Source organism: Halorubrum sp. SP9 (assembly GCF_005435015.1).
In the GTDB taxonomy this organism is placed as follows: Archaea; Halobacteriota; Halobacteria; order Halobacteriales; family Haloferacaceae; genus Halorubrum; species Halorubrum sodomense.
Genome location: NZ_SGXU01000003.1, coordinates 114,755 through 139,707, shown reverse-complemented (window position 1 = coordinate 139,707; position 24,953 = coordinate 114,755). Strand labels below are relative to the sequence as shown.

At 71.6% G+C, this 24,953-nt stretch carries 25 protein-coding genes and 1 pseudogene; 13 read left to right on the top strand and 13 right to left on the bottom strand.

The window, feature by feature from the left end:
* Positions 1-63: 63 nt before the first annotated feature.
* Entirely contained in the window at positions 64-975 is a 912-nt protein-coding gene (gene thiL / locus EXE45_RS03650; protein WP_137693569.1) for a thiamine-phosphate kinase, read from the bottom strand.
* 317 nt (positions 976-1,292) lie between these two features.
* Here thiL and EXE45_RS03645 point away from each other — a divergent pair, with 317 nt between their 5' ends.
* The 4 genes from EXE45_RS03645 to EXE45_RS03635 are packed head-to-tail and all read left to right on the top strand — an operon-like array spanning position 1,293 to position 3,745.
* Positions 1,293-1,607 (top strand): hypothetical protein, encoded by a 315-nt coding sequence (locus EXE45_RS03645; protein WP_137693568.1) that lies wholly within the window; start codon positions 1,293-1,295, stop codon positions 1,605-1,607.
* Positions 1,604-1,780, top strand: a complete 177-nt coding sequence (locus EXE45_RS19575) for a hypothetical protein (protein WP_158293698.1) — start codon at positions 1,604-1,606, stop codon at positions 1,778-1,780. Before EXE45_RS03645 ends, EXE45_RS19575 begins: the two co-directional genes overlap by 4 nt.
* A gap of 4 nt (positions 1,781-1,784) precedes the next feature.
* A complete protein-coding gene (gene aceA / locus EXE45_RS03640) occupies positions 1,785-2,825 on the top strand; it encodes an isocitrate lyase (protein WP_092923922.1) in 1,041 nt (346 codons plus the stop codon).
* Positions 2,825-3,745, top strand: a complete 921-nt coding sequence (locus EXE45_RS03635; protein WP_137693567.1) for a CoA ester lyase — start codon at positions 2,825-2,827, stop codon at positions 3,743-3,745. Before aceA ends, EXE45_RS03635 begins: the two co-directional genes overlap by 1 nt.
* A 64-nt stretch (positions 3,746-3,809) precedes the next feature.
* On the opposite strand, the gene EXE45_RS03630 is transcribed toward EXE45_RS03635, so the two are convergent.
* From EXE45_RS03630 to EXE45_RS03625, 3 genes are all read right to left on the bottom strand, one after another.
* A complete protein-coding gene (locus EXE45_RS03630) occupies positions 3,810-5,096 on the bottom strand; it encodes a CaiB/BaiF CoA-transferase family protein (RefSeq protein ID WP_137693566.1) in 1,287 nt (428 codons plus the stop codon).
* Between the two features lie 116 nt (positions 5,097-5,212).
* Positions 5,213-5,377, bottom strand: a complete 165-nt coding sequence (locus EXE45_RS20295; protein ID WP_007345976.1) for a hypothetical protein — start codon at positions 5,375-5,377, stop codon at positions 5,213-5,215.
* A 54-nt stretch (positions 5,378-5,431) separates the two neighbouring features.
* Positions 5,432-6,415 (bottom strand): nucleoside recognition protein, encoded by a 984-nt coding sequence (locus EXE45_RS03625; RefSeq protein WP_092923932.1) that lies wholly within the window; start codon positions 6,413-6,415, stop codon positions 5,432-5,434.
* A gap of 124 nt (positions 6,416-6,539) precedes the next feature.
* Between EXE45_RS03625 and EXE45_RS03620 the strand changes: the two genes are divergently transcribed.
* A complete protein-coding gene (locus EXE45_RS03620; protein ID WP_137693565.1) occupies positions 6,540-7,448 on the top strand; it encodes a hypothetical protein in 909 nt (302 codons plus the stop codon).
* 345 nt (positions 7,449-7,793) lie between these two features.
* Here the strand turns inward: EXE45_RS03620 and EXE45_RS03615 are convergent, their stop codons facing one another.
* Positions 7,794-8,744 (bottom strand): aminopeptidase, encoded by a 951-nt coding sequence (locus EXE45_RS03615; protein WP_092923938.1) that lies wholly within the window; start codon positions 8,742-8,744, stop codon positions 7,794-7,796.
* A 184-nt stretch (positions 8,745-8,928) separates the two neighbouring features.
* Here EXE45_RS03615 and EXE45_RS03610 point away from each other — a divergent pair, with 184 nt between their 5' ends.
* Positions 8,929-9,996, top strand: a complete 1,068-nt coding sequence (locus EXE45_RS03610; protein ID WP_092923941.1) for a type II glyceraldehyde-3-phosphate dehydrogenase — start codon at positions 8,929-8,931, stop codon at positions 9,994-9,996.
* Between the two features lie 46 nt (positions 9,997-10,042).
* Here the strand turns inward: EXE45_RS03610 and EXE45_RS20290 are convergent, their stop codons facing one another.
* The 4 genes from EXE45_RS20290 to EXE45_RS03595 all read right to left on the bottom strand — a co-directional run bounded on the left by EXE45_RS20290 (position 10,043) and on the right by EXE45_RS03595 (position 14,261).
* Entirely contained in the window at positions 10,043-10,219 is a 177-nt protein-coding gene (locus tag EXE45_RS20290) for a hypothetical protein (protein WP_167603427.1), read from the bottom strand.
* Between the two features lie 131 nt (positions 10,220-10,350).
* Entirely contained in the window at positions 10,351-10,650 is a 300-nt protein-coding gene (locus EXE45_RS03605; protein ID WP_092923944.1) for a hypothetical protein, read from the bottom strand.
* Positions 10,651-10,743: 93 nt separating this feature from the next.
* On the bottom strand, positions 10,744-11,748 hold the full coding sequence (locus EXE45_RS03600) for a hypothetical protein (protein ID WP_137693564.1): 1,005 nt from the start codon (positions 11,746-11,748) through the stop codon (positions 10,744-10,746).
* A 77-nt stretch (positions 11,749-11,825) separates the two neighbouring features.
* Positions 11,826-14,261 carry a cation-translocating P-type ATPase gene (locus EXE45_RS03595; protein ID WP_137693563.1) on the bottom strand — a complete coding sequence of 812 codons (2,436 nt, stop codon included), beginning with the start codon at positions 14,259-14,261 and terminating at the stop codon, positions 11,826-11,828.
* Positions 14,262-14,380: 119 nt separating this feature from the next.
* On the opposite strand from EXE45_RS03595, the pseudogene EXE45_RS03590 reads away from it, so the two are divergent.
* A pseudogene (locus EXE45_RS03590) lies at positions 14,381-14,584 on the top strand (hypothetical protein); the annotation flags it as partial.
* A 443-nt stretch (positions 14,585-15,027) separates the two neighbouring features.
* Here the strand turns inward: EXE45_RS03590 and EXE45_RS03585 are convergent.
* Positions 15,028-15,501 carry a redoxin domain-containing protein gene (locus EXE45_RS03585; protein ID WP_092923953.1) on the bottom strand — a complete coding sequence of 158 codons (474 nt, stop codon included), beginning with the start codon at positions 15,499-15,501 and terminating at the stop codon, positions 15,028-15,030.
* 91 nt (positions 15,502-15,592) lie between these two features.
* The gene (locus tag EXE45_RS03580) at positions 15,593-16,096 is read right to left on the bottom strand and encodes a DUF367 family protein (protein ID WP_092923956.1); all 504 of its coding nucleotides are present in this window, start codon (positions 16,094-16,096) and stop codon (positions 15,593-15,595) included.
* Positions 16,097-16,575: 479 nt separating this feature from the next.
* On the opposite strand from EXE45_RS03580, the gene EXE45_RS03575 reads away from it, so the two are divergent.
* The 3 genes from EXE45_RS03575 (at position 16,576) to EXE45_RS03565 (ending at position 20,183) form a co-directional block, all read left to right on the top strand.
* Positions 16,576-17,331 (top strand): coenzyme F420-0:L-glutamate ligase, encoded by a 756-nt coding sequence (locus EXE45_RS03575; RefSeq protein WP_137693562.1) that lies wholly within the window; start codon positions 16,576-16,578, stop codon positions 17,329-17,331.
* Between the two features lie 2 nt (positions 17,332-17,333).
* A complete protein-coding gene (locus EXE45_RS03570; RefSeq protein WP_137693561.1) occupies positions 17,334-18,317 on the top strand; it encodes a 5,10-methylenetetrahydromethanopterin reductase in 984 nt (327 codons plus the stop codon).
* A gap of 207 nt (positions 18,318-18,524) precedes the next feature.
* Positions 18,525-20,183, top strand: coding sequence for a methyl-accepting chemotaxis protein (locus tag EXE45_RS03565; RefSeq protein WP_092924326.1), 1,659 nt, complete (start codon positions 18,525-18,527; stop codon positions 20,181-20,183).
* A 37-nt stretch (positions 20,184-20,220) separates the two neighbouring features.
* Here EXE45_RS03565 and EXE45_RS03560 read toward each other — a convergent pair whose 3' ends face one another.
* The gene (locus tag EXE45_RS03560; protein ID WP_092923965.1) at positions 20,221-20,460 is read right to left on the bottom strand and encodes a hypothetical protein; all 240 of its coding nucleotides are present in this window, start codon (positions 20,458-20,460) and stop codon (positions 20,221-20,223) included.
* Positions 20,461-20,524: 64 nt separating this feature from the next.
* Positions 20,525-20,995 carry a DoxX family membrane protein gene (locus EXE45_RS03555; protein WP_092923968.1) on the bottom strand — a complete coding sequence of 157 codons (471 nt, stop codon included), beginning with the start codon at positions 20,993-20,995 and terminating at the stop codon, positions 20,525-20,527.
* A gap of 110 nt (positions 20,996-21,105) precedes the next feature.
* Here EXE45_RS03555 and EXE45_RS03550 point away from each other — a divergent pair, with 110 nt between their 5' ends.
* From EXE45_RS03550 to EXE45_RS03540, 3 genes are all read left to right on the top strand, one after another.
* A complete protein-coding gene (locus tag EXE45_RS03550; RefSeq protein ID WP_137693560.1) occupies positions 21,106-23,007 on the top strand; it encodes a site-2 protease family protein in 1,902 nt (633 codons plus the stop codon).
* A gap of 90 nt (positions 23,008-23,097) precedes the next feature.
* Entirely contained in the window at positions 23,098-24,384 is a 1,287-nt protein-coding gene (locus EXE45_RS03545; RefSeq protein ID WP_137693559.1) for a TIGR00300 family protein, read from the top strand.
* Positions 24,381-24,902 carry a GNAT family N-acetyltransferase gene (locus tag EXE45_RS03540; protein WP_137693558.1) on the top strand — a complete coding sequence of 174 codons (522 nt, stop codon included), beginning with the start codon at positions 24,381-24,383 and terminating at the stop codon, positions 24,900-24,902. The genes EXE45_RS03545 and EXE45_RS03540 overlap by 4 nt, the downstream gene beginning before the upstream one ends.
* The last annotated feature ends 51 nt before the right edge of the window (positions 24,903-24,953 follow it).

Below are 24,953 nucleotides of genomic sequence, written 5' to 3'. Positions count from 1 at the left end.
CGCCCGCCTCCCGGCCGGGGCTTCGGCGGTGTTCGTGTCCATCGCGTTGCCGTCGTCGATCGCTTACTCGTCGCCGTGCGTGAAGCCGCGGTCGGGGAGCGGGTCGCCGTCGGCGACGACGCGCGACGACTCCTCCTCGGGCGCTTCGGTTACCGTCCCGATCCGCGTAAGCCCGGCCGGACACGCCTCCGCGACCGCCTCCACGTCATCTTCCGGCACCGCACACAACAACTCGAAGTCCTCACCGAAGTGCGCCGCGAGCTCGAACCGCTCTGCCGACCCCTCCGCGACCTCCTCGACTGCGGGATGGGCCGGAACCGCGTCCCGCTCCAGCTCGATCCCGACCGCGCTCGCCTCGGCCAGTTGGTGACACGACCGCGCCAGCCCGTCGGAGGAGTCCATCATCGCGGTCGCGCTCGGGGCCAGCGCGACCCCGTCGGCCACGCGGGGCGTGAACCGGAACAGGTCGTTCGCGCGCTCGACCGACTCCTCCGTCTCCTCTTCGAAGAAGCGGAGCGCCGCGGCTGACCGACCCCACTCGCCGGTGACGCAGAGCGCGTCGCCCGGCCGCGCCCCGTCGCGGGTGACGCTCCCGGCCTCAGTCACGTCCCCGACGGCGGTGGTCGCGGTCGTGAACTCCACGTGTTCGTCGAGGTCGCCGCCGACGTACTCGGCGCCGACCGCCTCGCAGACGTCGACCGCGCCCGCGACGAACGCGTCGAGCTCGTCCGGGTCGAACGCATCGTCGGCGTAGACGGCGACCGCCGCGCGCGCCGTCGCACCCATGGCGGCCACGTCCGACAGCGAGGCGCCGACCGCGCGCCAGCCGGCGGTGTACCGCGTCGTCCCGGGCGGGAAGTCGGTCCGCTCGTGGAGCATGTCCGTCGTGATGACCGTCCCGTCGACGACGGCGGCGTCGTCGCCCGCGTGCGGGAGGTCGGCCGCGATGGCCCGGAGCGCGTCGCGTTCGTTCACTACCCCACGCTCCGCGCGGCGAGGCCAATAAGCGATCGGTCCGGGCGGGCGAGGCCGGGTCGCCTCGGAGTTAGCGGGGTCACCTCGGAGTTGCGCCCGGGTCGCGTCCTCCGATTCGTCCGTTCCGTGTCGCGTGTTGTCATGGAACATTTAAACGGGTAAAACAACATAACGAATATTATCATTATCAATCATTATGTTTATTACTACCCGCCGAATCGTCCCAGTCGCAATGGCAGTATCCGTACACGGACACACAGCGACCCGACGCACGGACTCGATCACCAGACGACCGCCGCAACCGCCCACACGACCCGATGACGACACCTGACGACACGAGCGAAGACACGACCCGACGCACCGACAGCACGACCGACCGGCGCACGGAGTCGGACACGACGACTTCTCCCGAACGGATTCCCGGCCGCATCCCGCCCACCGAGGAGGCGGGCGCGCCGCTGGTTCCGCCGATCGCCACCCGCCGAGCCGCGGGGACGCGGTCGCCCGGCTCGTCACCGCGGACCGAGACCCGCTCCCGAACGCGCCCGCCGACGGACGGCGAGCGCGACGCGCCGCTCGTCCCCGACATGCGTCCCGCCTCGCGGACGCGGACGGACGGGGGGTCGCGATGAGTTCGTTCCGCCGCGCCGTCCCGCTGGCGCCGGCCGGCGACGGCCCGCGACCGGACGCCACGGCGTTCGCGCCGACGAGGCGCACCACCGCGTCGAACCGGACCGCGCCGGAACAGACTGCGCCGAACCGGACCGCGCCCAACCAGACCGCAGACGACGCCGCCACGCAGTAACCCGATGAATCCCAACGAACTCGACGACGACGTCTTCGACAGAGACATCGACAACCCGGCCGGCCGGCGGCTCCGCGAGCTGTTCGACGAGCAGGAGTACACGTTCGCGCCGGGGATCTACCACGCGCTCGACGCCCGCCTCGCGGAGATGGCCGGCCTCGACGCGGCCTACATGAGCGGCTACTCGACCGTCCTCGGCCAGTTCGGCTTCCCCGACCTGGAGATGGTGACGATGAGCGAGATGGTCGAGAACGCGAAGCGCATGGTCGAGGCGACGAACCTCCCCGTCATCGCGGACTGCGACACCGGCTACGGCGGCGTCCACAACGTCCGCCGCGCGGTCCGCGAGTACGAGAAGGCCGGCGTCGCCGCCGTCCACATCGAGGACCAGACCTCGCCGAAGCGCTGCGGCCACATCGCGGGCAAGCAGATCGTCTCCCGCGAGCAGGCGCGGTCGCGCTTCGAGGCCGCGGTCGACGCCAAGCAGAGCGAGGACACGGTGATCATCGCCCGCACCGACGCGTACGGCTCCGCCAACGGCGACTGGGAGGAGCACCTCGAACGCGGCCGGATCTACGCCGACGCCGGGGTCGACCTCGTCTGGCCGGAGATGCCCGACCCGTCTCGCGAGGACGCGGTCGAGTACGCCGAGACGATCCACGAGACGCACCCCGACCTCGACTTAGCCTTCAACTACTCCTCCTCGTTCGAGTGGGGCGCCCAGGAGGACCCGCTCACCTTCGAGGAGCTGGGCGACCTGGGCTACCAGTACATCTTCATCACGCTGTACGGGCTCCACTCGGGCGCGCACGCCGTCTACGAGGACCTCTCGAACATCGCCGAGAACGACGAACAGGCGCAGTTCGACCTCGAGGAGCGGTACATCGGCCACGAGACCGAGAGCCACCACGAGCTCTCCTTCGTCCCGCGCTACCAGGAGGTCGAGGCCGAGTTCGACCCCGAGGCGCGCAAGCGGCAGGAGGAGTCGGCCGGCTTCACCGAGGAGGAGAACGACCCGATCACGGCCTCGGAGGGCGACGACTGATGGGCGGACCGGACGACGTCACGCTCCGACGGAGCCAGCTCGCGACGCCGGGATCCGACCCGGAGATGATCGAACGGGCGCCCGACTCCGGGGCCGACGAGGCGTTCCTCGACCTGGAGGACTCCGTCGCGCCCGCGGCGAAGGTCGACGCCCGCGAGAACGTCATCGAGGGGCTGATCGAGTACGACTGGTCCGACACCCGGCCGTGCTACCGGATGAACGGCGTCGACACCCGGTGGTTCTACGACGACGTGATCGAGGTCGTCGGGCGCGCCGGCGAGCACCTCGACACGATCATGGTGCCGATGGCGAACAATCCGGAGACGGTCGCGACCGTCGACAACCTCCTGACGCAGGTCGAGGCGAACAACGACCTCCCGATCGGAGGCATCGGCCTCCAGGCGCAGATCGAGTCGCCCGAGGCGATGACGAAGGTCACCGACATCGCCCGCGCGAGCGACCGCCTGGAGTCGCTCGTGTTCGGTCCCGGCGACTACACCGCGAACGTCGGCGCCGCGGGGCTCACCATCGGCTCCGGCGGCGGCTACCCCGGCCACTACTGGCACTACCAGCTCGCGCGCATCGCGCACGCGGCGAAGGCGCAGGGGCTACAGGTGATCGACGGGCCGTACGCCGAGATCGAGGACGCGGCGGGGTTCCGCGACTCCTGTCGGTGGGCGAGCCAGCTGGGCTGTGACGGCAAGTGGGCGATCCACCCGAGCCAGATCGAGCCCGCCAACGAGACGTTCGCGCCCTCGCCCGAGGAGGCCGAGAAGGCCCGTCGGATCGTCGACGCCTACGCGGAGGCGAAAGAGCAGGGCAAGGGCGCCGTCTCGGTCGACGGCGAGATGGTCGACGAGGCGACAGACAAGATGGCCCGCGGCATCGTCGCGCGCGCCGAGCAGGCGGGGATCCTGTAAGGTCACCTCGCGCCGCCCCGCGCTCGATTCCCTGTGGGCATCTCCTTTTATTTCGTGCCCGGTTCTACTCCGAGATCGCGCCGCGTTCACGGAGTTCGTCGATGTCGTCGTCGCCGTAGCCGTACTCGCGGAGGACCGACTCCGTGTGTTCGCCGAGCGCGGGCGGGTGACGGCGGACCGTCGTCGGCGTCCGCGAGAGGTGCATCGGGGAGCCGGGGAACCGTACCGTGCCGGCGGTCGGGTGCTCGGCCGTTTCGAGCATCCCGCGCGCCTCGATCTGGGGGTCGGCGAACACCTCGCTCACGTCGCGGACGCGGCTCGCGGGGACGTCATGGTCCGCCAGCCGCTCGACCGCCTCGTCGGTCGTCATCGCGGCGAAGGTCTCCTCGAGCTCGCGGTCCAGCTCCTCCCGGTTCCGGACGCGCCCCTCGTTCTCCTCGAACCGTTCGTCCGCGAGCAGGTCCGGACGGTCGAGCGCCTCGCACAGCGGGGGCCAGAACCGGTCGGACGAGCAGGCGACGACGACGTAGTCGTCCGCCGTCTCGAACGCGCGGTAGGGGACGATGTTCGGGTGCTTGCTCCCCATCCGCCCCGGCGGCTCGCCGCTGGCGAAGTAGTTCGTCGCCATGTAGCTGGTCCAGGCGGCCTGGCCGTCGAGCAGGCTCACGTCGACCTTCTGGCCGCGGCCGTCGCCGAGCTCGCGTTCGAGCAGCGCCGCGAGGATCGCCTGCGTCGCGTACATCCCGGCGCCGATGTCGGCGAGCGCGACGCCGATCCGGACCGGCGGGCCGCCTTCGACCCCCGTGAACGACATGAACCCGCCCCGGGCCTGCATCGTGATGTCGTAGGCCGGCTCGTCGCGGTCGGGTCCCCACTCGCCGTAGCCGGAGATGGCGCAGTAAACGAGCCTCGGGTTCTCGTCCGCGAGGTCGCCGTAGCCGAGGCCCCACTCCTCCGTCTTGCCGACCCGGAAGTTCTCGACGAGCACGTCGGCCTCGCGGGCGAGGTCGCGGGCGACCGCGCGGCCCGCCTCGGTCGTCAGGTCCAGCTGGATCGAGCGCTTGTTGCGGTTGACGCTCACGTAGTAGGCGCTCTCCGCGCCGTCGTCGCTCTCCGCGCCCTCGTCGTCGCTCCCGCCGCCCTCGCCGCCGTCACCCCTGCTGAACGCCGGCGGGACCCACGTCCGGGTCTGGTCGCCCGGACCGGGCCGTTCGACCTTGATCACCGCCGCGCCGAGGTCGCCCAGCTGCATCGTACAGAACGGCCCGACGAGCACCCGAGAGAGGTCCAGCACCGTGAGCCCGTCCAGCGGCCCCACGTCGCCCTCGGGATCGCGCGCTTCACCGACCACGCGAGATCGCCTCCGCGGACCGTCGCCGTGTCCGGTTCATGCGATCCGGCTCAGCCGCCGGGCTACTGAGTGTTGCGGCGGGGTCGAAGCCGAGCGAAACGGGAGGGACGACCGGATCAGGCCGGGAGGGTGTCGATCCCGTCGATCTCGACGTAGCCGTAGCCGCAGTCGGGGCAGCGCCACTTCGTCTTCTCGCCGAGGTGGAGGGTCATCGCCGCGGTCCGGTAGAACGAGCGGGTCTCGCCGCACGCGGGACAGTCCACGTCCTTTTCGAGCGCCATGTGCCCCGGTCGGTCCGGGGCGGTGTTGAACCTACTGATTCGGGTACGGGAAACTCACCACACCGGTGCGAGCAGCAGCGCGACCGTCGCGGAGATGAAGGCGAGCTTCAGCGCGGTGTTGACGACGATCACCTTTGTGCCGAACGACGCGCCCCAGATCCCGTACTGGAAGGGGATCGAGCGCCGGAACGTCGAGACGGCGAACGAGAGGATGCTCCCGATGAGCAGCGACGCGACCGCGGTGCGGGCGGTGAAGGTGCCGGCTTCGGTCCCGGCCAGCGTCGCCGCGCCCGCGGTCGTGTCGAGCGTGAACACCGCGATGACGGGTACCGCTTCGCCGGGGAGCCCGAGCACGCTCGTGATCGGCTCCGCGACGTCCGTCAGCGCCGCCACGTCGTAGGTCGTGACGAGCCAGATGACGAGCGTGTACACGACCGCGAGCCGCGGGACGATCCGGCGGAGCGTCCCCCACGACTTCTCGGCTGCGTCGCGGACGCGCTCCCGGTCGGTGCGGTCGTCGTCTTCGGGCCCGGTCGCGTCGACGTCGTCGAGCGCGGACCGGTCGACGTTCGACTCGGAGAGGAGCAGTCCGCCGGCGACGACGCCCGTGACCGTGATCAGCAGCGCGATGCCGGCGCGCGCGCCGACGTAGACGGCGCCGGTGGTGACCCCGAGGATCGGGATCAACACCGGGACGTAGTAGGTGAACACGTGCTGGACGAAGCCGAAGAACGTGTTCATCACCACCGCGACGAGCGTCGCGCGGTCGTCGAGCAGCCCGGCCTCGCGGTACTCCGCGAGCGTCGCGTAGCCCGCGGTCGTCGACGCCGCGGTCGTGAGGATCGCCGTGCCGACCTCGTCCGGGAGATTCGCCGGCCGCGTGAGCCATCCCGCGACTCCGGCGACGTACCGGACCAATCCGAACGCGACGGCGACGTTGGCGACGAAGACGCCGCCCGCGATGAACGCCGTGATCCGAGCCAGCCGGGGGACCACGTCCGCGAGCAGCGCCGCGAGGTCGGCGGCGACCGATTGCACGAACCGACGTACGCGAGGGGCGCTCAAATGGCCGTCGGAACGCGCGCCCGTTCGCGTCCCGTCGGAACGCGCGCCCGTTCCAGGCGCGCGGGGCTTATGTCGCCCCGCGGAGAACGCCCGCTCGATGGCTCCCGCCGAGGACGACATCTCGATAGACGAAAAGCGCGTGTACGCGGGCAGCGCCGGCCGCACCGACGCCTACGTCGCGACGGGGGCCGGAGTCGTCCGCGTCTCGCTGTCGGCCGACAAGGTCGGCGCGTTCGACATGGTCGCCCGCGACCCCGCCCGCGACGTCGCGGTCCTCTCGCGCGGCGACGGGGCCGCCGACCTCGTCGCCGCGGCCACGCCCGACGGACTCGCCGTCGCCGCGGTCGGGGACGACCCGGAGTTCGCGCTCGTCGACGACTGTCCGGCGGTCGCGGTGGGCGCGACGGGGGCGCGTGACGGGTCGCTCCTCGTCGCCCGCGAAGACGGCGCGGTCGGGCGCGTCGAGTTACAGGGGGGCGAGGAGGGCGGCCCGTCGGCAGCGCCGTCGACGACGCGCCTCGGATCCGTCGCGGAGCCCCGCGCGGTCGACGGCGCGCTCGTCGCGGGCGCGGAGGGGGTGTACCGGGCGGGCGAGGACGGACTCACGGACGTCGGCCTCGACGACGCGCGCGACGCGGCCGGGTCCGGGACGCCCCTCGCGGCGACCGGTGCGGGGCTCTACTGGCTCGGCAACGGCTGGATGACGGCTCGCGAGGGCGCCGCGGACGCGGTCGCGGCCGACGGCGACGGTCACGCGATGGCGGTCGTCGACGGCGATCTGTTGGTTCACTCGGGTGCGGGCGAGTGGGAGGACGAGACGTGGGCGGTCGCGGACCTGCCCGTGGACGAGACGGTCGTCGCGCTCGGGTACGGGCCCGGCGTGTCCGTGGTGGTTACGGGGGTCGGGACGCTCTGCGTGGATGCGGGAGACGGCTGGCGCCACCAGGTGGTCGGCGTCCGCGAGGTGGCAGGCGTGGCGCTCGCGGACGTGGAAGAAGACGAGTGAGACGCGGGATCGCTCGGCGTCTCTCCGTTGCTGCCGGCGCGGCGAACACCGCCGAAGCCCCGGCCGCGAGGCGGGCGCACGCTCGCTGCGGTCCTCGGTCGCTCGCACTGCTCGCTCCCTGCGGTCCTTACGTCGCCTGCGCCCGCCTCGCGGCCGCCCCTTCGAGTCCCACCCCGCACCGCTCCGCACAGCTCCTCACGCCTCCCCACCCTCGTCGCTCGCTTCGCTCGCGACTCCCTCGCGCGTGCTGACTCGCGGCCTCCGCTTCGCTCCGGCCGCTCGCCGGCACGCGCCACCGCCTCGTTCATTTGTAAATAAAAAGGTCGATATCCGCTCTAGCCGTTCCTACGCGCTCGGTAGGTCGACCGGCTCGCCGTCGGCGTAGACGGTCGGGTTCCGGACGATGCCGTCGAGGTGGAGCGGCGCGTCGGTCTCGCCGCCGATCCCGGCGTTGTCGCCGATCGCGATGTGAACGGTGCCGCCGGCCTTCTCGTCTAAGAGGACCGAGCCGACCAGTTCCTCGACGCCGCCGTTGGTGCCGATGCCGAGCTCCGCGAGGTTGTAGGCGGCGTCGCCGACCGCCTCGGCGGCGGCCTCCACGTCGGCGCGGATCTCCTCGTCGCCGATCTCGGTCACGAACCCGTCCTCGACCTCGAACGCGAGCGTCTGCCCCTCGTCGAGCAGGCCGTGAGGCATCATCGTCCCGTCGACGACGAACGTCCCGGTCGCGGTCTCGGGCGCGACGAACACCTCGCCCGCGGGGAGGTTCGAGAAGTCGCCCGGCTCCCGGACCATCCCCGTGTCGGCGAGCCACTCGCGGTCGCCGATCCCGAACGTGATGTCGGTGCCGGCGGGCGCGGTGACCCGGACCTCCTCCGCCTCCCCGACCTGCGCGAGCACGCCGTCGCAGGCGGCGTCGATGGCGGCGTAGTCGGCGTCGAGCCCGGTCGTGAACACGTCCTCGGTGATCCCCGGGAGGGTCGCGCCGCGCGCGCCGGCGTCGCAGGCGGCGCCGCGAGCGCGGGTGTGACTCAGGCTCTTCGTCGTCGGCGCGAGGAAGACGTCGGCCTCTCGCATCGCGGCCGCGACCGGCTCCGGGGGTTCCGTCCCGTGCTGGTCCGCCGGCGGATATCGCAGGACCGTCGCGTCGTCGGTGACGTCACTCGCCGCCGCGTAGAGCGCCTCGCCGATCGGCTCGCGCTCGTCGTCGGTAACCACGACGACCGACTCGTCGGGCGCGACGTTCAGACACTGTTCGACCGCGGTCGACGCGGCGTCGGAGAGGTCGGTTGCCATACCCGCGTCTCCGTCCGGCCGGGCGTTAGGCCTTGCCATCGACGAATTCACTCTATTCCGTAACCGAATTATTTACGTCCGGTGCCGATCGCCGTCGAATTAACCGACCGCTTACTCGTGGGGTAGTTAATTTCATTTTGCTGTTCTCGAAAACATTATGTCGGTCCCCGAGCGACGGACAGGCATGATACGCGTGGGCGTCAACGGGTACGGCACGATCGGGAAGCGGGTCGCGGACGCCGTCGCGGCTCAGCCCGACATGGAGCTCGCCGGCGTGACGAAGGCGTCGCCCGACTACGGGGTCGAGGCCGCTGCTCGCCGCGACTACGCCCTGTACGCGGCCGTCGAGGACCGCGCCGACGAGTTCGCGGCCGCCGGCGTCGACCTGGCCGGAACCCTCGGCGACCTGCTCGACGCCGTCGACGTCGTCGTCGACTGCGCGCCCTCCGGCGTCGGGGAGCGCAACGCGCCCGTCTACGAGGCCCACGACACCCCGGCGATCTTTCAGGGCGGCGAGGACGTCGCCGTCGCAGACGCCTCGTTCAACGCCCGCGGCCGGTTCGAGGCGGCGCGGGGCGCCGACTCCGTCCGGGTCGTCTCCTGTAACACCACCGCGCTCTCGCGGCTGCTCGCGCCCCTCGACGAGACGTACGGCGTCGAGAAGGCGCGCGTCACCCTCGTGCGCCGCGGCGGTGACCCGAGCGAGACCGACCGCGGTCCGATAAACGACATCGTCCCCGACCCGGCGACGGTCCCCTCTCACCACGGCCCGGACGTGAACGAGATACTTCCCGACCTCGCGGTCGACACCGCGGCGCTGCGGGCGCCGGTCACGGCGATGCACACACACAGCGTCAACGTCACCCTCGAGACCGACCCCGACTCGCAGGCCGTCCGCGACCTGCTCGCCGGCGAGAGCCGCATCTTCCTCGTCCCCGAGGCGGCCGACGTCGACGGCGCCGGCGCCCTGAAGGAGTACGCGGCCGACGCGGGCCGCCCCCGCGGTGACCTCTGGGAGAACTGCGTCTGGGAGGAGTCGATAAGCGTCGCGGGACGGGACCTCTACCTCTTCCAGAACGTCCACCAGGAGGCGGACGTCGTCCCGGAGAACGTCGACGCGATCCGCGCGATGGCGACCGACGTCGACGCGGCCGAGTCGATCGCGCGCACGAACGAGACGCTCGGCGTGGGCCTCGACAGCCGACTCGGGGGCGGCGACGCGGCGCACACGGAGCTGACGGCCGACGACTGACGGCCGCTACCAGTTCTCTCCCCTCGTCGCTGCCCGGCGGCAGCGGTCACTCGCTCGGTCGCGTGACGAGGAACGTCCGCCCGCCGCGGCGTTCGAGGTGGACCTCGCTGCCGTCGACGCGGTTCGCCCGGACCCGTTCCGGGAGGCGGTCGGTTCGACACTCGGTGACGTCCACGCGCGTCGGCGTCGCGTACCGCGGTCGGTCGGCGGTGACTGCGCTCATACGTCTCGGTCGAGCCGGAACGCACCTATAACCGAGCCGTCCGCGGAGTGAAAGTGAAAGTGGAGGGTTCCGGCTCGCCGGCGGCCGGCTCGAGACCTCGACCGGGCGGAGACTCCCGCTTCGGTTCCCGCTTAACGACGGAGGTCGGTCGCCTCGTCGTCCTCGACGAACCGCACCGTGAAGTAGTCGTAGCCGCCGTAGGCGGCGTCGAGCGCGCCCATCCACCAGTTCCACCGTTCGACCAGCGAGGAGCCGTCCGGCGCGTCCTCCAGGTGGCCGATCACTCCCGCCACGGTCAGTCCGTGGCCGCGGTCCTCGGAGGGTCGTTCGGAGTCGACGAGGTCGCGGGCCGCCCGCGAGACGGCGCGCCGTTCGGCCTCGCTCCCGCCGAACTCGTCTTCGAGCGCGCTCTCCAGGCGCTGTCTGTCCATACCCGTGTTTAGGGGTTGTGGGTATATGAGTCGCGTGGTAGGGGGTGGCACGTCCGGTGTGCCGGCGGGCCGGGGTCCGACCGCGTCCCCGGCTCACAGCCGTGCCGCGAGCGCGAGAAACAGCAGCGAGAACGGCGCCGTGAGCAGCGCCAGCGCCAGTCCGCCCGCCCCCTCGCCGGCCGCGACGGCCATGAGGAGGCCGACGACGAGCGAGAACGACCCCAACACGGCGAGCGTGAGCCGTTCCGGGACGCTCGCGCGGTCCGGGCCGTCGCTCGCGGAGAGCACCGCGTCGAGCGCCGACTCGACCGCGTCGGCGCGGTCGGTCGGAACGAACAGCCACGGCGTCGACCGGAACCACGCGTTCCCGCGGTACGCGAGCAGGAACAGCGTCGTCCACCGGAGGTCGATCCGCCGCGTCCGCACGACCGACCCGAGGTCGTCGCTCCGGGTTCGGTCGTAGCTCGGGTCGGTCCGCTCGACCGTCGCTTCGGCCGGATCGAGCCGGACGACCTTCCCCGACGACTGGGCGACGGCCGGCACGAACCAGACGAGCCAGAACAGCGGCCAGAAGGCGGGGAGAAAATCCGTCGGGAGCGCCATCGCCGCGGCGACGACCGCGCCGAGCCCGGCGAGCGTCCACCCGGGACTGAGCGCGCCCGCGGCCTCGCGCAGCCGGGAGACCGTCAGCTCGCTGACGGGGGTCTCGCGGTACCAGACGTACAGCGAGGGGAGGGTGGCGACCGCGAGCGCGAACAGGAACCCGACGGCGACGGCGGCCTCGGCGAGGCCGACGGTCGGCGGCTCGAACCCGCCGGCCCCACTGAGCGCGGCGACGGCGACGGCGCCGATTCCGACGAGGACCGCGCCGACGATCCCGCCCGTCGCGCCGGCGGCGAGCGAGCGGAGCCGGTCGTGGCGGACCGGTCCCCACTCGATCGCCCCGGGTCCGGGACCGCGACCCCCGTCGACGCCGGCGGCGGTTCCCGAGTCGTCGCGCTCGCTCGGCTCCTCGCGCTCGGCGTCCTCGACCGATTCGGGGGGGTCGACGGCGTCGACCGCGTCGGCCGCGGCCGCGGGTCCGCGCTCGGAGGGCATACGCGCGAATTACCGCGGGTCAGATAAAAATCGTGAGGGCGGTTCCGCCGGCTTCCGCCGAAAGACGGCGCGCTCCGCTACGCGCCGGACTCGTCGGGGTCCGCGTCCGCCGCCGGCGGCTCGGCGGGCTCGACGTTGCCGAGGCGGAGCGCGTTGCCGGTGACGCCGAGGCTCATCCCCATGTCGCCGACGACCACGGCCATCGCGACGCTCACGTAGCCGAGCGGTGCGCCCGCGGCGAGCAGCGCCTTGACGGCGAGCGAGGCCCCGATGTTCGTCCGGATCGTCGAACTCGCGCGCGAGGAGAGGTCGATCACGTACGGGAGCCGCGTCAGGTCGTCGGCCATCAGCGCCACGTCCGCGGTCTCGATGGCGGTGTCGGTGCCGGCGGCGCCCATCGCGATACCCACGTCTGCGGCCGCCAGCGCGGGCGCGTCGTTGATCCCGTCCCCGATCATCGCGACGCCGCCGTCGGTCTCGGCCGCGAGTTCCCGCACGGCCGCGACCTTCTCGTCCGGGAGCAGCTCCGCGCGCACCTCGTCGACGCCGACGCGCTCGCCGATCGCCCGGGCGGTCCGCTCGTTGTCGCCGGTGAGCATCGCGACGCGGTCGACCCCGAGGCCGTGGAGCCGGTCGACGACCCACGCCGCCTCCGGGCGGACGGTGTCCGCGACCGCGATGACGCCCTCCAGCTCCGCCTCGGTCCCCACGAGGACGACCGTCTTCCCCTCGGCCTGGAGCCGGGGGATCGTCTCGCTCGCCAGGTCGAGGTACCGGCCGTGGTCGCAGGGCTCGGGTTCGGTGACGCTTGCGCTCGCGTCGTCGTGGGCGTCGCCGTCCGCGTCGCGCTCCCGAATCACGCCGCCGTCCGAGCGGACGTGCGCGTGGCTCAGGTCGAAGCCCAGCTCCTCGAACAGCGAGGGCTTGCCGGCGTAGTGGGTCTCGCCGTCGAGGTCGGCGCGGACGCCCTCGCCGGTCAGCGCCTCGAAGTCGGTGACGTCGGTCTCGGCCGTCGATCCGTCGACGGCGGCCGCCTCGCCACCCGTCTCGGCGCCGTGCGCGACGATCGCCGCCGCGACCGGGTGCTCGCTCCGACGCTCGATGGCGGTCGCGCACGCGAGGACGTCGTCGGCGTCGCGGTCGCCCAGCGGGACGACGTCGGTCACCGACAGTTCGCCGCGCGTGAGCGTCCCGGTCTTGTCGAGCGCGACGGCGTCGACGTCGCCGGCGGCCTCCAGGTGCTCGCCGCCCTTGATGAGGACTCCGTTGCGAGCGGCCGCCGTGACGCCGGAGACGACGCTGACGGGGGTCGAGATGACGAACGCGCACGGACACGCGACCACGAGCAGCGTGAGCCCGCGGACGAACCACGTCTCCGCGCCGCCGCCGACGAGGACCGGGCCGAGCGTCGCGGTGGCGATCGCGCCGACCACGACGATCGGGGTGTAGACGCTCGCGAACCGGTCGACGAACCGCTCGGCGCGGGTCTCCTCGCCGTTGGCGGCCTCGACGAGCTCGACGACCTTCGCGATCGTCGACTCCTCCGCGGGCGCGGTCGCCTCGATCTCGAGGTAGCCGGCCTCGTTGATCGAGCCGGCGTACACCTCGTCTCCGAGCGCCTTCTCCGCGGGGACCGACTCGCCGGTGATCGGCGACTCGTCGACGGCGCCGGAGCCCTCGCGGACGACCCCGTCGAGGGGGACGCGCTCGCCGGGGCGCACCGCCAGCCGCTCGCCCGTGGCGACGCTCTCGGCGGGCACCGTCACCTCCTCGCCGTCGCGGATCACGACCGCCTCGTCGGGCGACAGCTCCATCAGCTCGCGGAGGGAGGTGCGCGCCCGGTCGATCGAGTAGCGTTCGAGGAGCTCCGCGACCGAGAACAGCACCGCGAGCGTCGCCGCCTCGAACGGGAGGTCCACGAGCAGCGCGGCGACGACGCCCACGCTCATCAGGAGGTCGATATCGAGGCTCAGGCCGCGAAGCGAGTAGAAGCCGTTCCGGAAGATCGGCGGGCCGGCGACGGCGACGGCCAGCAGGTACGCGACCGACGCGCCGGTGACGGCCCACGGTCCGAGGAAGCCGACGCCGCCGATAGTGGCGAACGTCGGGTCGAGGCCCGGGAGCAGCCACTCCAGGACGAGCCCGACCGCGAGGAAGGCGCCGCCGACCGCGGTCGCGACCGCACGGGGGCTCGTGAACAGGTCGTCGGCGACGCCGTCGGACTCGGCGTCCGCGACCGCGTAGCCGGCGCGCTCGACGGCGGCCGTCAGCGCCTCGGCGTCGGTCCGGTCGGGGTCGTACGCGAGGACGACGACGCCCGTCGTCGGGCGGGTGTCGACCGAGAGGACGCCCTCGCGGTCCAGCGCCCCCTCGACTTTCCCGGCGCACGACGCGCAGTCCATGTCCGGCACCGCGAGCCGGAGCTGCGCCCCGTCGGGGCGATCGGTCGCCTCGCCGGGCCGTCGATCGGTCGACCCCGCGTCGGGGCCGTTCGATTCGCGTGTGTCACTCATTGGGTCCCCCTATCCGCCGCAGCGTTATTAATTCGGCTGCCATTCTTGCGGGTTATTTTATAAAATATTATTAAAATAGAACTTAGAGATAATAAAACGTCCGCGAGTGTTTATCCGTCTATGGGCTACTCGCGGGGTCGGTGAGTGGGATCGTCGTCACCTTCGCGCTCGCCGCGTTCGGGAGCCTCGTCGGGCTGGTCGGCGGGCCGCTCGGGAGCCTGCTCGCCGTCGCCGGCGTCCTCGCGGTCGGGCTGTTCCTCACGTTCCTGTTCGCGGTCGACTCGGCGCTCGCGGGCGCCATCGGCGGCGGCGTCGGAGAATAGCCGCTGTTTTCGCGAGAGTATCATTTTTAAGCGAGTCAGAAGAGGCAGCCTTCCACACTGGCGCGCGCCTCCGAGCGGGCCTGTGGCCCGCGAGGAGCGCGTGCGAGGGAGTCGGTCGCCGAGCGAAGCGACGGCGACCGACGAGGATGGGGAGGCGTGAGGTGCGGTTGCTGTGCGGGGCGGGACTCAAAGGGGCAGCCGTGAGGCGGGCGCAGGCGACGTAAGCACCGTAGGAACGAGCGAAGCGAGTGACGAGGAGCGCAACGAGCGTGCGCCCGCCTCACGGCTGGGGCTTTGGAGGTTTTCACCGCGGATCCGCCAGCATCCATTTATAAATGATCGGCTGGGGCTCCGGAAGGATTCGCCACTACGGGCACCGCGATGCCTTATAAAAAGATGATCGGAACAGCAACGGAACCGACTACTCCACGATCAGCTACTTATTACGCGCTCTCGACGGCGTCGAGGACCGCGTCGTAGTCGGGTTCGTTCGTCGGGTCGTCGGCGACCCAGTCGTAGACGACCTGGCCGTCGTCGTCGATCACGAACACGGCGCGGTTCGCGATCCCGTGGAGCCCGAGCTCGGCGATGTCGATCTCGAGGTCGTACGCCCTGATCGCGTCGCCGGCCATGTCGCTCACGAGGTCGAACTCGATGCCGTGTTCCTCGCGGAACGCGCCCTGCGAGAACGGCGAGTCGGCGCTGATCCCGAGCAGGGTGGCGCCGGCCCCCTCGAACGCGTCGGCGCGTTCCTGGAACGCGATCATCTCGTTCGTACACGGCGGCGTGAACGCGCCGGGGAAGAACGCGAGCACGACCGGCCCGTCGCCGACGTGGTCGTCGAGGTCGAACGGCTCGTGGTCGCTCGTCCCGATCGTCGCGGTGAACGTGGGTGCGGCGTCGCCTGTGGATACCATCGTCACGTCGTACGGTCGATTCACCCAAAAGGCTTGTCGCGACCCCGTTCGGTGCCGGTATCGGCGCGGGAGGGGTCGGACCGCGTCGGGGCTACTCGCGGTCGAGGTACTCCTGCTGGACCGCGACGATCTCCGACGAGTCCTCGCAGTCGGCGTACCGCCGGAGCGGCTCCGCGTTGAGTTCGAGGAACGTCTCGCCCCACGTGAACTTCGCGAGGACGCGCTCCGCGTGGTCGCGCTCGCCGAGGATTATCAGCGCGGCCGCGAACGCCTCGACGGTGGTGAGCCGCATCGGCCGCCCGAAGTTCACGGGGTTCGCGGCGACGAGGTACGGCAGCGCGCGGTGTTCGCCCGGGAGCGTGAACTGCTTCTCGCCGGCCGACTCCCACGAGCAGTCGAGCGCGACGAGCGCGTTCTCGCGAGCCATCTCGGCGTCCGCGGGCGAGAGCGCCCGCTCCGCGTGGGGGTTAAGGACGACTCCGTACGGCGTGGCCCGGTCCGAGCGGTGAAGCTCCGCGAGGTCGAAGCGCGAGAGCTTCCGGGCCGTACACTTCTCGGGGTCGTCGTCGCCCTCGTACCGGACGTGGAGGTCCACACCTCGGGTTCGGCGGAGCCGGACATAAGCCGTGCGGACGGTGACCGGTTACCGCGCAAAAATGAGGGAAGCCGAGGCCCGCGGCCCGTCACGGGGCGCGGGTCCGCGTCACGATCGGCTCGTCGTCGTCGGTTTCCGACGGGACGCGGGTCCGCGTCCCGATCGGCATCGATCCGTCTTCCGTCGATTGCTCACACATTACACGCGACGGTCTCACCTCACCACGGAAAACAGTTCGGCTAAGTGATTCATTATTCCGGGGATATCCTAATATCCGTTTACTCTACAGACGCGGAGTGGCACGTACACGAGTAATTATTGATTTTCGAATCCGATTCTCGTATTCGATCTCGAACTCTTACTTCGTGGTTCGCTCCGAGCCGCGTCGCGCCGACTTGGGGAGCTTCAAACCCCGCCGGATACCGTCAAACCGGCCCGGTACCGGCGGGGTTTTTCCTCGTCGCCACGCAGGTACATGTATGGAGCTGTTCGCGGTCCCGGACCTCCCGGAGATCCGGGCGGGAGACGACCTCGCGGCCATGATCGACGAGCGCGTCGACCTCCGCGAGGACGACGTCGTCGTCGTCGCCAGCACGGTCGTCTCGAAGGCCGAGGGGCGCGTCTTCGACCTCGCTGACTTCCCGGCGAGCCCGCGAGCGGAGGCGGTCGCCGACCGCCTCGGCGAAATTGCGGGCGAGGAGAAGGACCCGCGCTTCGCGCAGGCCGTCATCGAGGAGTCGACGGAGCTGATCACCGAAGCGCCGTTCCTCCTCACCGCGACCCGCTTCGGGCATATCGGCGTCAACGCGGGCATCGACCGCTCGAACGTCCCCGACGGCGACCTGCTGCTGCTCCCGGAACGGCCCTCCGAGAGCGCCGAGCGGATCCGCGAGGGGATCGCGGCCGACCGCGTCGTCGTCAGCGACACCTGCGGCCGCCCCTTCAGACACGGCCAGCGCGGGGTCGCGATCGGGTGGGCGGGAATGCCCGCGAGCCGCGACTGGCGCGGCGAACGCGACCGCGACGGCCGCGAGATGGGCGTCACCGTCCAGAACGTGGTCGACGAGCTCGCCGCCGCCGCCAACCTCGTCGCCGGCGAGGGCGACGGGGGCACCCCGGTCGTCGTCGTCCGCGACTGGGCGTTCGGCGACCACGACGGCTCGGACGAACACTTCCGCGAGGTCGAGGGCGACTTCGTCCGGCAGGCGCTGCGCGACTGGAGCTACGAGGAGTAACTATGCTCGGCATCGAACTCACCCCCGAACACGAGTTGTCCCGCCTCGTCGACCTCGGCGTCCGCGCCGAGGACGCCGGCTACGACGCCGTCCACTCGACGTGTCACTACAACAACCGCGACCCGTGGGCGTTCCTCTCGCGGCTCGCGGCCGCCACCGACTCGGTCCGGCTCGGCCCGGGCGTCGCGAACCCCTCCGAGACCCACCCCGTGACGCTCGCCTCGAAGGTCGCCACCCTCGACGAGCTGTCGGAGGGGCGCGCCGTCCTCGGTATCGGCCCCGGCGACCCCTCGACGCTCAAAAACCTCGGACTCGAAGACGAGCGCGGACTCCGTCCCGTGCTGGAGGCGTTCAAGACCGCACAGAAGCTGTGGGCCGGCGAGCGCGTCGACCACGAGGGGACCTTCGACGCCGCGGACGCGGGGCTCAACTACGAGCCTCCGCAGGGCGCCGACGTCCCGGTTCACGTCGGCGGCGAGGGGCCGCACATGTGCCGGATGGCAGCGAAACACGCCGACGGACTGCTGTACAACGGCTCGCATCCGAAGGACCTCGCGTGGGCCCGCGAGCAGGTCGACGACGGCCTCGCGGATCGCCCCGACCGCCGGGGCGAGTTCGACCTGATCGCCTACGCCGCGGTGTCGGTCGCCGAGAGCGAGGCCGCCGCCCGCGAGGCCGCCCGCCCGCCGGTCGCGTTCATCGCCGCGGGTGCGGCCCCCCCCGTCCTGAAGCGCCACGGGATCGACTCGGACGCGGCGAGCGAGATCGGCGAGCGCGTCTCCGCCGGCGAGTTCTCGGCCGCGTTCGAGCGCGTGACGCCCGCGATGGTCGACGCGTTCTGTATGGCCGGCACCCCCGAGACCGTCCGCGAGCGCGCCGCCGCCGTCGCCGAACACGCCGACGGGCTCGTGGTCGGGTCGCCGCTCGGACCCGACTTGGAGAGCGCCGTCGACCTCGCGGCCGAGGCGGTCGACGGACTGTTCTGAGGCGCCGCGACGCCGTGACCGCCCGCCGCCCGTTCCCGGTCGCCCCCTCACGGGCGGCGGATTCTCACCCCCTGACAATCGGGAATCGGTCGTGATAACCTCGGCGGGAGGTTCATAACCCGCTCTCGTCGAGGTCCGAACATGTCCACGACACGACGGCGCCGCCCCGGGATACGCGGGCGGTACGAGGCCCTCCTGTGGCGGACGATGGACGCGCTCGGCGTCTCCGAGTCGATAGAGCGCAAGGTCGCCACGGCGGTCGGCATCCAGTTCCTCGTCACCGTCGGCATCTTCCTCACGCAGTTCGTCGTCTCCGGGACCGCCGCGTACGTCGCCTCCGGGGCGCTGTTCCTCGGGGCCGTCGTCGCAATCTACAACACGCTGCTCATCGTCCGGCGCGACTTCGCCGCCCCGATCCGCGCGCTCGAACGCGAGGCGGAGGCGATCGCCGCGGGGGAGCTCGACGGGAGAGACGGGGGGACCGCCGAGGCCCTCGATCCGACCCAGCCCGACGAGATTGGGAACCTCGTCGGCGCGTTCGACGAGGTCCACCGATACCTCACGACCGTCTCCGCGCAGGCGGAGGCGCTCGCGGCCCAGGAGTTCGACGACCCGGCGCTCGACGAGGCGGTCCCCGGCTCCTTCGGCGCGTCGCTCGACGAGATGGCCGGGAACCTCGCCGCGTACACCACCGAGATGGAGGCGCTCGTCGACGCCTTCGGCGACGCCGCGGAGCGCGCGCAGGACGGCGACCTGACGGCGACGATCGACGACGAGGCGCTGGCGACCGACGAGGACCGCTACGCCGAACTCGTCGACAACTACAACCGGCTCGTCGCGACGCTGGGCGAGACGCTCGGCGACGTCGGCGCGTTCACGGCGGACGTGGCCGGCACCGCGGACGAGGTGCGCGCGAGCATGGACGAGGTCGACGACGCGAGCGGCGAGGTGGCCGGCTCGGTCCAGGAGATCTCAGACGGCGCGGCCGAACAGACCGACGAGCTGGAGGCGATCGCCGCCGAGATGAACACGCTGTCAGCGACCGTCGAGGAGATTGCGGCGAGCGCGGACGACGCCGCAGAGACCGCCCGCGACGCGGCCGAGCGGGGTCGGTCCGGCCGCGAGGAGGCCGCCGAGGCGATCGCGGAGCTGGAGGCGCTCGAATCCCGGATCGGCGAGACGGCGGCCGCGGTCACCGACCTCGCAGATCGGGTCGGCGAGATCGATGAGATCGCGGCCGTGATCGACGAGATCGCGGAGGAGACCAACCTGCTCGCGCTGAACGCCTCCATCGAGGCGGCGCGCGCTGACGGCTCCGGCGACGGGTTCGCGGTCGTCGCGGACGAGGTAAAGTCGCTCGCGGAGGAGACGCGCGAGTCCGCGGCGGAGATATCCGGGCGCATCGAGGCGGTTCAGGAGGCGTCGGCGGAGACCGCGGCCGACGCCGAGGCGATGGAGGCGCAGGTCGCGGACGGCGTCGAGACGATCGAGTCGACGCTGCGGGAGTTCGAGGGGGTCGTCGAGGAGGTGACGACCGTCGACGAGACCGTCCAGGAGATCAGCGACGCGACCGACGACCAGGCGCGCACGACCCAGGAGGTCGTCGACATGGTCGACGGGGTCGCCTCCGTGAGCGGACAGACCGCGACCGAGGCGGAGACCGTCGCGGCCGCGGCCGAGCAGCAGACCGCGACCGTCTCCGAGGTGACCGAGCGTGTCCACGCCCTCTCGGACCAGTCCGACCGGCTGCTGGCGCGGCTGAACGAGTTCGAGGTCCCGGACGGAACGGGCGGAGCCGCGGGTTCGATCGGCGGTCCGGAGCGCCGCGTCGGGACCCCGCGGGCCGCCGGCGTCGACGACGACTGAGGAGACGGACGGGGGCCCGGACCGCGATCCCGGGGCGCTACTCCGAGCGCCCGCGCCCGCCGAGCGAGGGGAGGTCCACGCCGATTTCGCCGAGCAGCGCGCCGACCGCCGCGTACCCGAGCACGCCGACGGACGCGACGAGCAGGACCTGTCCGACGACGACGAGCAGCGCCGAGAGCGGGTCGCCCGCGCCGAGGATCAGGTCGTTCAGGAAGATGTCGACGAACCGCCCGATGTCGCCGACCAGCCGGGAGACGAAGTCGATGAGCGCCATCATGGGCCACGGTTGGAACGGGGGGTACTTGGGTGTTGAGTTCGCGGCCGCGCCGCGGGCGTCAGCCTCACGCCTCCGCCGCCGTCGACTCCGCCTCGTCGGCGCGCGCGTACCGCAGCGCCCAGCCGATCAGGACCGCCTGGAACGGGAGGCGGACCCACGCCGCGAGCCGCGCCGGGCCGGCGAGCCGGTCCGGGACGAGGTCCTCGATGACGTCGCCGCGAGCGAGGTGGACGTTGGCCGGGAACACCGCGACGAGGAGGGCGACGATCCCCCACGCCGACGGGCGCCGCGTCCGAGGCCACGCGACCCCGATCCCGAGGAGGATCTCGGCGATCCCGGAGAGGTACACCAGCCCGACCGGCCGCGGGAACGACGGCGGAACCGCCTCCGCGAAGCGCTCGGGGATCAGAAAGTGCGCGACCCCGGCAGTGACGTACGTCGCGCCCATCAGCGGCGCGAACGACCGCTCGGGGCCGTCGGGGTCGCCGGAATCGTCCGCGGGCTCCTCCGTACGGGTTCGGTCCGCGTCGGTCATACGTCGCCACACGAGCGGGAGGCGTATCAGTCCTCGCCGCCCGCGACGGCGACCCGCCGGGATTCCGGGAACCGAACGTCTTAGGGACGGCCGAACCTAACCCGCTCGTAATGAACACGCTGTTCTGGGTGCTGACGGGGATCCTCGCGTACTCCGCGGTCGCGATGTGGCTGCGGAACCGGGGGGTCCTCCCGGACGCGTTCAGGGTCTCCGGCCCCGTGTTGACCCTCCGGACGCTCCGCGGGCGCGCCTTCCTCGGCCGACTCGCGGCCCCGAAGCGGTTCTGGCGCGCGGTCGCCAACCTCGGGCTCGGGGGGGCCTTGGTGGCGATGGTGGCGTCGTTCGCGCTCATCCTCTCGTCGGCGCGGTCGGCGTTCACGAACGCGCAGCCCGCCGCGATCCAGCAGCCGCAGAACTTCCTCATCATCCCCGGCGTCAACGACTTCCTCCCGCTGTCGGTCGCCCCCGAGATCGTCGCCGGGCTCGCCGGCGCGATGGTGATCCACGAGGGGGCCCACGGCCTCCTCTGCCGGGTCGAGGACATCGACATCGACTCGATGGGACTCGTCTTCTTCGCGCTGCTCCCGGTGGGCGCGTTCGTCGAACCCGACGAGGAGGCGACCCAGGAGGCCTCCCGCGGCGCCCGCGCCCGGATGTTCGCGGCCGGCGTCACCGCGAACACGGTGCTGACGATCGTCGTCTTCGCGCTCCTCTTCGGCCCCGTCGTCGGCGCCATCTCGCCCGCGGCGGGCTACGCGGTCGGGGAGGTGAACCCCGGCTCCCCGGCGGCCGCTGCGGACCTCTCGCAGGGCGACCGGATCGTCGAGGTCGCGGGAACCCCGATCGAGACGAGCGCCGAGTTCGAGGCCGCGATCGCCGACGCCGGGGAGTCGGTCGCGCTCACCGTCGACGGCGGCGAGACCCGCGAGACGGTGACGGTCGACCGCGAGCTACAGGTTGTCGGCTCCGCCGGCGGCAACCCCCTCGGGGTCATGATCGCGGAATCGCCCGTGACCATCGCGGCCGTGAACGGCGAGCCCGTCGCCACCGAGTCGGCGTTCTTCGCCGCGGTCGGCGACGCCGAGCGCGTGTCGCTGACGGTGACCGGGAACTCGACCGTCCTCGAACAGGTCCGCGACGCGCCCGGCGCCGAGAACGCGTCGGGGGTCGAAACGGCTGACGGCGAGGCCGCGGTCACCGTCTCTGACGTGCCAATCGGCGCATACGTCCTCGGCGTTCAGGAGGGGGGCCCGATCCACGACGAGGGCGCTCCACTCGGCGAGCCGCTGACGATCGTCTCGGTCGACGGCGAGCGCGTCGTCGACAACGAGGCGCTCTCGGCCGTTCTCGTCGACCGCGATCCGGGCGAGACCGTCCCCGTCACGGTGTACGACGCCGACGGCGAGCGCGAGACGTACGACGTGGAACTCGCCGCGCACCCGAACCGCGGCGGCGGGTTCATCGGGGTCAGCGTCTTCCCCGGGATGAGCGGGCTCGCGCTCGACGACGTGGGCGTCTCCGAGTACCCCGCGGGCGCGTACCTCGAACTCCTCGGCGGCGACGGCGGCGCGGAGGCCGCGGACGGGATCCCGCTCGGCGGGGTCACCGAGTCGCCGCTCGGCCTCGTGTTCGTCGCGCTCATCCTCCCGCTCGGCAGCCTGTTCGGGCTCCCGTTCAACTTCGCGGGGTTCACGGGCGAGGTGACCAACTTCTTCGTGGTCGAGGGGCCGCTCGCGGCGCTCGGCGGCGGGACCTTCCTGCTCGCGAACCTCCTCTTCTGGTCGGGGTGGATCAACATCCAGCTGGCGCTTTTCAACTGCCTGCCGGCGTTCCCCCTCGACGGCGGCCGCATCCTCCGGATGGTCGCCGAGGCGGTGATCAGCCGGGTGCCGATCAGCGACCGACACGCCGCGGTACGGACGATCACGGTCTCGTCCGGGCTCGTGATGCTGGCCGGGCTGATCGCGATGATCTTCGGCAACCAGATCCTCACCGCGCTGGGGCTGATCTGAGGCGGCCGGCCGACTACCGCCGCGGTCGCCGGCGGCGGTCCCCTCTCGGCCGAGGGAAACCGGTTTCCCGGGCGGGCGCGACGCCTCCGTATGACCCACTCGCGGACCGTCGAACTCGAGGGCCACATCATCGACAGCGGCACGATACAGCGCTGCTTCGGCGCGGTGATGGACCTCGGCGGCTCGTTCGACGTCGAGCGGTTCGACGTCGGGAAACACGAGACCGAGGAGTCGTACTGCCGGCTGACCGTCTCCGCGGACGACCCCGAGACGCTGCGGGACATCCTCCACGAGCTCCACCAGAACGGCGCGGTGCTCGAGGACCCCTCCGAGGTGGACCTCGTCGCGGCGCCCGCGGACAGGGTGGTCCCGCCGGACTTCTACTCGACGACGAACCACCCGACCGAGGTGCTGTACGACGGCGAGTGGATCGCGGTCGAGCGGATCGAGATGGACTGCGCGCTGGTGGTGGACCCCGACCCGGCAGCGGACGCCGGCGAGGGGAACCGAGCGGACGCCTCGCGAGGCGAGGACGGCTCTCCGCGAGCCTACACGAAGACCCTCAACGCGGTCGAGGAGGGCGACCTCGTCGCCACCGACCAGTCGGGGATCCGGGTGAACCCCCCCGAGCGCCCGCGGAGCGGCGGCGGCGCGTTCGGCTTCATGCAGGGCGGCGTCTCCGCCGAGCGCCCCTCGGAGTCGACTATCCGCGAGGTCGCCGAGGAGCTGCGCGCGGTGAAAGACGAGGGCGGCAACGTGATGGTCGTCGCCGGCCCCGCGGTGATCCACTCGGGGGCCGGCGACGCGCTCGCGGACCTGGTCGCCGCGGGCTACGTCGACGCGCTCTCCGCGGGCAACGGGTTCGCCACCCACGACCTGGAGCGCTCCATCTACGGCACGTCGCTCGGGATGAACGTCGAGACGCTCGAACACCCGCGGAAGGGTCACAAACACCACATCTGGACCATCTCGGAGATCATCCGCGCGGGCGGGATCGAGGCCGCCGTCGAGGACGGCGTCGTCACCGAGGGGGTGATGTACGAGTGCGTGCGAAACGATGTCGACACCGTGCTGGCGGGGTCGATCCGCGACGACGGCCCGCTGCCGGACACGATCACCGACGCGGTGGAGGCGCAGGACGCGATCCGCGAGCAGGCCCACGAGGCCGACATCGTGATCATGCTCGCGACGCTGCTCCACTCGGTCGCGGTCGGGAACTGCCTCCCGTCGACGACGAAGACCGTCTGCGTCGACATCAACCCCGCCACCGTCACTCAGCTCCTCGACCGCGGCTCGGCGCAGGCGATCGGGATGGTCACGGACATCGGGACCTTCGTGCCGACGCTCGCGGAGTTCGTGCTGGGTGACGACGCGTGAGCCCCGAAATCCGCCCCTACGACCGCGAGCGCGACGCGGACGGCCTCTACGAGCTGAAGCGCGCCTTCGAGCGCGGCCTCGGCGCGACCACCGGCGGCGACGGGAAGGCGGCCGCCTACGAGGGGAAGCTCACCGACGCGTACCGCGACCGCTGGCTCGACTGGGTCGACCGCTGCGTCGATGGCGACGATCCGCGATGCGTGACCGTCGCGGTGGAGGAGACCGAGGACTCCGGGAGCGAGGTCGTCGGCTACGTCTTCGTCCTCCCCCAGCGCATGTCGATGATCTGGGACGCGGCGGTGCTGAACGAGATCTACGTCGCGCCCGAGTATCGGGAGACCGGCGTCGCCGACGACCTGATGGACGCCGCGCTCGCGCTCGCGGCCGATCAGGACCTCCCGCTCGACCGTATGGTTCTCGACGTCGACCCCGCGAACGAGCGCGCGAAGGGGTTCTACGACCGCCACGGCTTCGAGCCGTGGGGCGAGATGGTCGCGCGGCCGCTCGACGAGTCCTGAGGGGCGACCCAGTCCGCGACCGGTCCCGCGACGGTTCCGACTCCCGAAGCT

Coding starts and splice junctions, on each gene's coding strand:
- EXE45_RS03645 (WP_137693568.1), top strand. CDS start 1,293: ATGACGACACCTGACGACACGAGCGAAGACACGACCCGACGCACCGAC.
- EXE45_RS19575 (WP_158293698.1), top strand. CDS start 1,604: ATGAGTTCGTTCCGCCGCGCCGTCCCGCTGGCGCCGGCCGGCGACGGC.
- aceA (WP_092923922.1), top strand. CDS start 1,785: ATGAATCCCAACGAACTCGACGACGACGTCTTCGACAGAGACATCGAC.
- EXE45_RS03635 (WP_137693567.1), top strand. CDS start 2,825: ATGGGCGGACCGGACGACGTCACGCTCCGACGGAGCCAGCTCGCGACG.
- EXE45_RS20295 (WP_007345976.1), bottom strand. CDS start 5,377: ATGGCGCTCGAAAAGGACGTGGACTGTCCCGCGTGCGGCGAGACCCGC.
- EXE45_RS03620 (WP_137693565.1), top strand. CDS start 6,540: ATGGCTCCCGCCGAGGACGACATCTCGATAGACGAAAAGCGCGTGTAC.
- EXE45_RS03615 (WP_092923938.1), bottom strand. CDS start 8,744: ATGGCAACCGACCTCTCCGACGCCGCGTCGACCGCGGTCGAACAGTGT.
- EXE45_RS03610 (WP_092923941.1), top strand. CDS start 8,929: ATGATACGCGTGGGCGTCAACGGGTACGGCACGATCGGGAAGCGGGTC.
- EXE45_RS20290 (WP_167603427.1), bottom strand. CDS start 10,219: ATGAGCGCAGTCACCGCCGACCGACCGCGGTACGCGACGCCGACGCGC.
- EXE45_RS03605 (WP_092923944.1), bottom strand. CDS start 10,650: ATGGACAGACAGCGCCTGGAGAGCGCGCTCGAAGACGAGTTCGGCGGG.
- EXE45_RS03600 (WP_137693564.1), bottom strand. CDS start 11,748: ATGCCCTCCGAGCGCGGACCCGCGGCCGCGGCCGACGCGGTCGACGCC.
- EXE45_RS03595 (WP_137693563.1), bottom strand. CDS start 14,261: ATGAGTGACACACGCGAATCGAACGGCCCCGACGCGGGGTCGACCGAT.
- EXE45_RS03585 (WP_092923953.1), bottom strand. CDS start 15,501: ATGGTATCCACAGGCGACGCCGCACCCACGTTCACCGCGACGATCGGG.
- EXE45_RS03575 (WP_137693562.1), top strand. CDS start 16,576: ATGGAGCTGTTCGCGGTCCCGGACCTCCCGGAGATCCGGGCGGGAGAC.
- EXE45_RS03570 (WP_137693561.1), top strand. CDS start 17,334: ATGCTCGGCATCGAACTCACCCCCGAACACGAGTTGTCCCGCCTCGTC.
- EXE45_RS03565 (WP_092924326.1), top strand. CDS start 18,525: ATGGACGCGCTCGGCGTCTCCGAGTCGATAGAGCGCAAGGTCGCCACG.
- EXE45_RS03560 (WP_092923965.1), bottom strand. CDS start 20,460: ATGATGGCGCTCATCGACTTCGTCTCCCGGCTGGTCGGCGACATCGGG.
- EXE45_RS03555 (WP_092923968.1), bottom strand. CDS start 20,995: ATGACCGACGCGGACCGAACCCGTACGGAGGAGCCCGCGGACGATTCC.
- EXE45_RS03550 (WP_137693560.1), top strand. CDS start 21,106: ATGAACACGCTGTTCTGGGTGCTGACGGGGATCCTCGCGTACTCCGCG.
- EXE45_RS03545 (WP_137693559.1), top strand. CDS start 23,098: ATGACCCACTCGCGGACCGTCGAACTCGAGGGCCACATCATCGACAGC.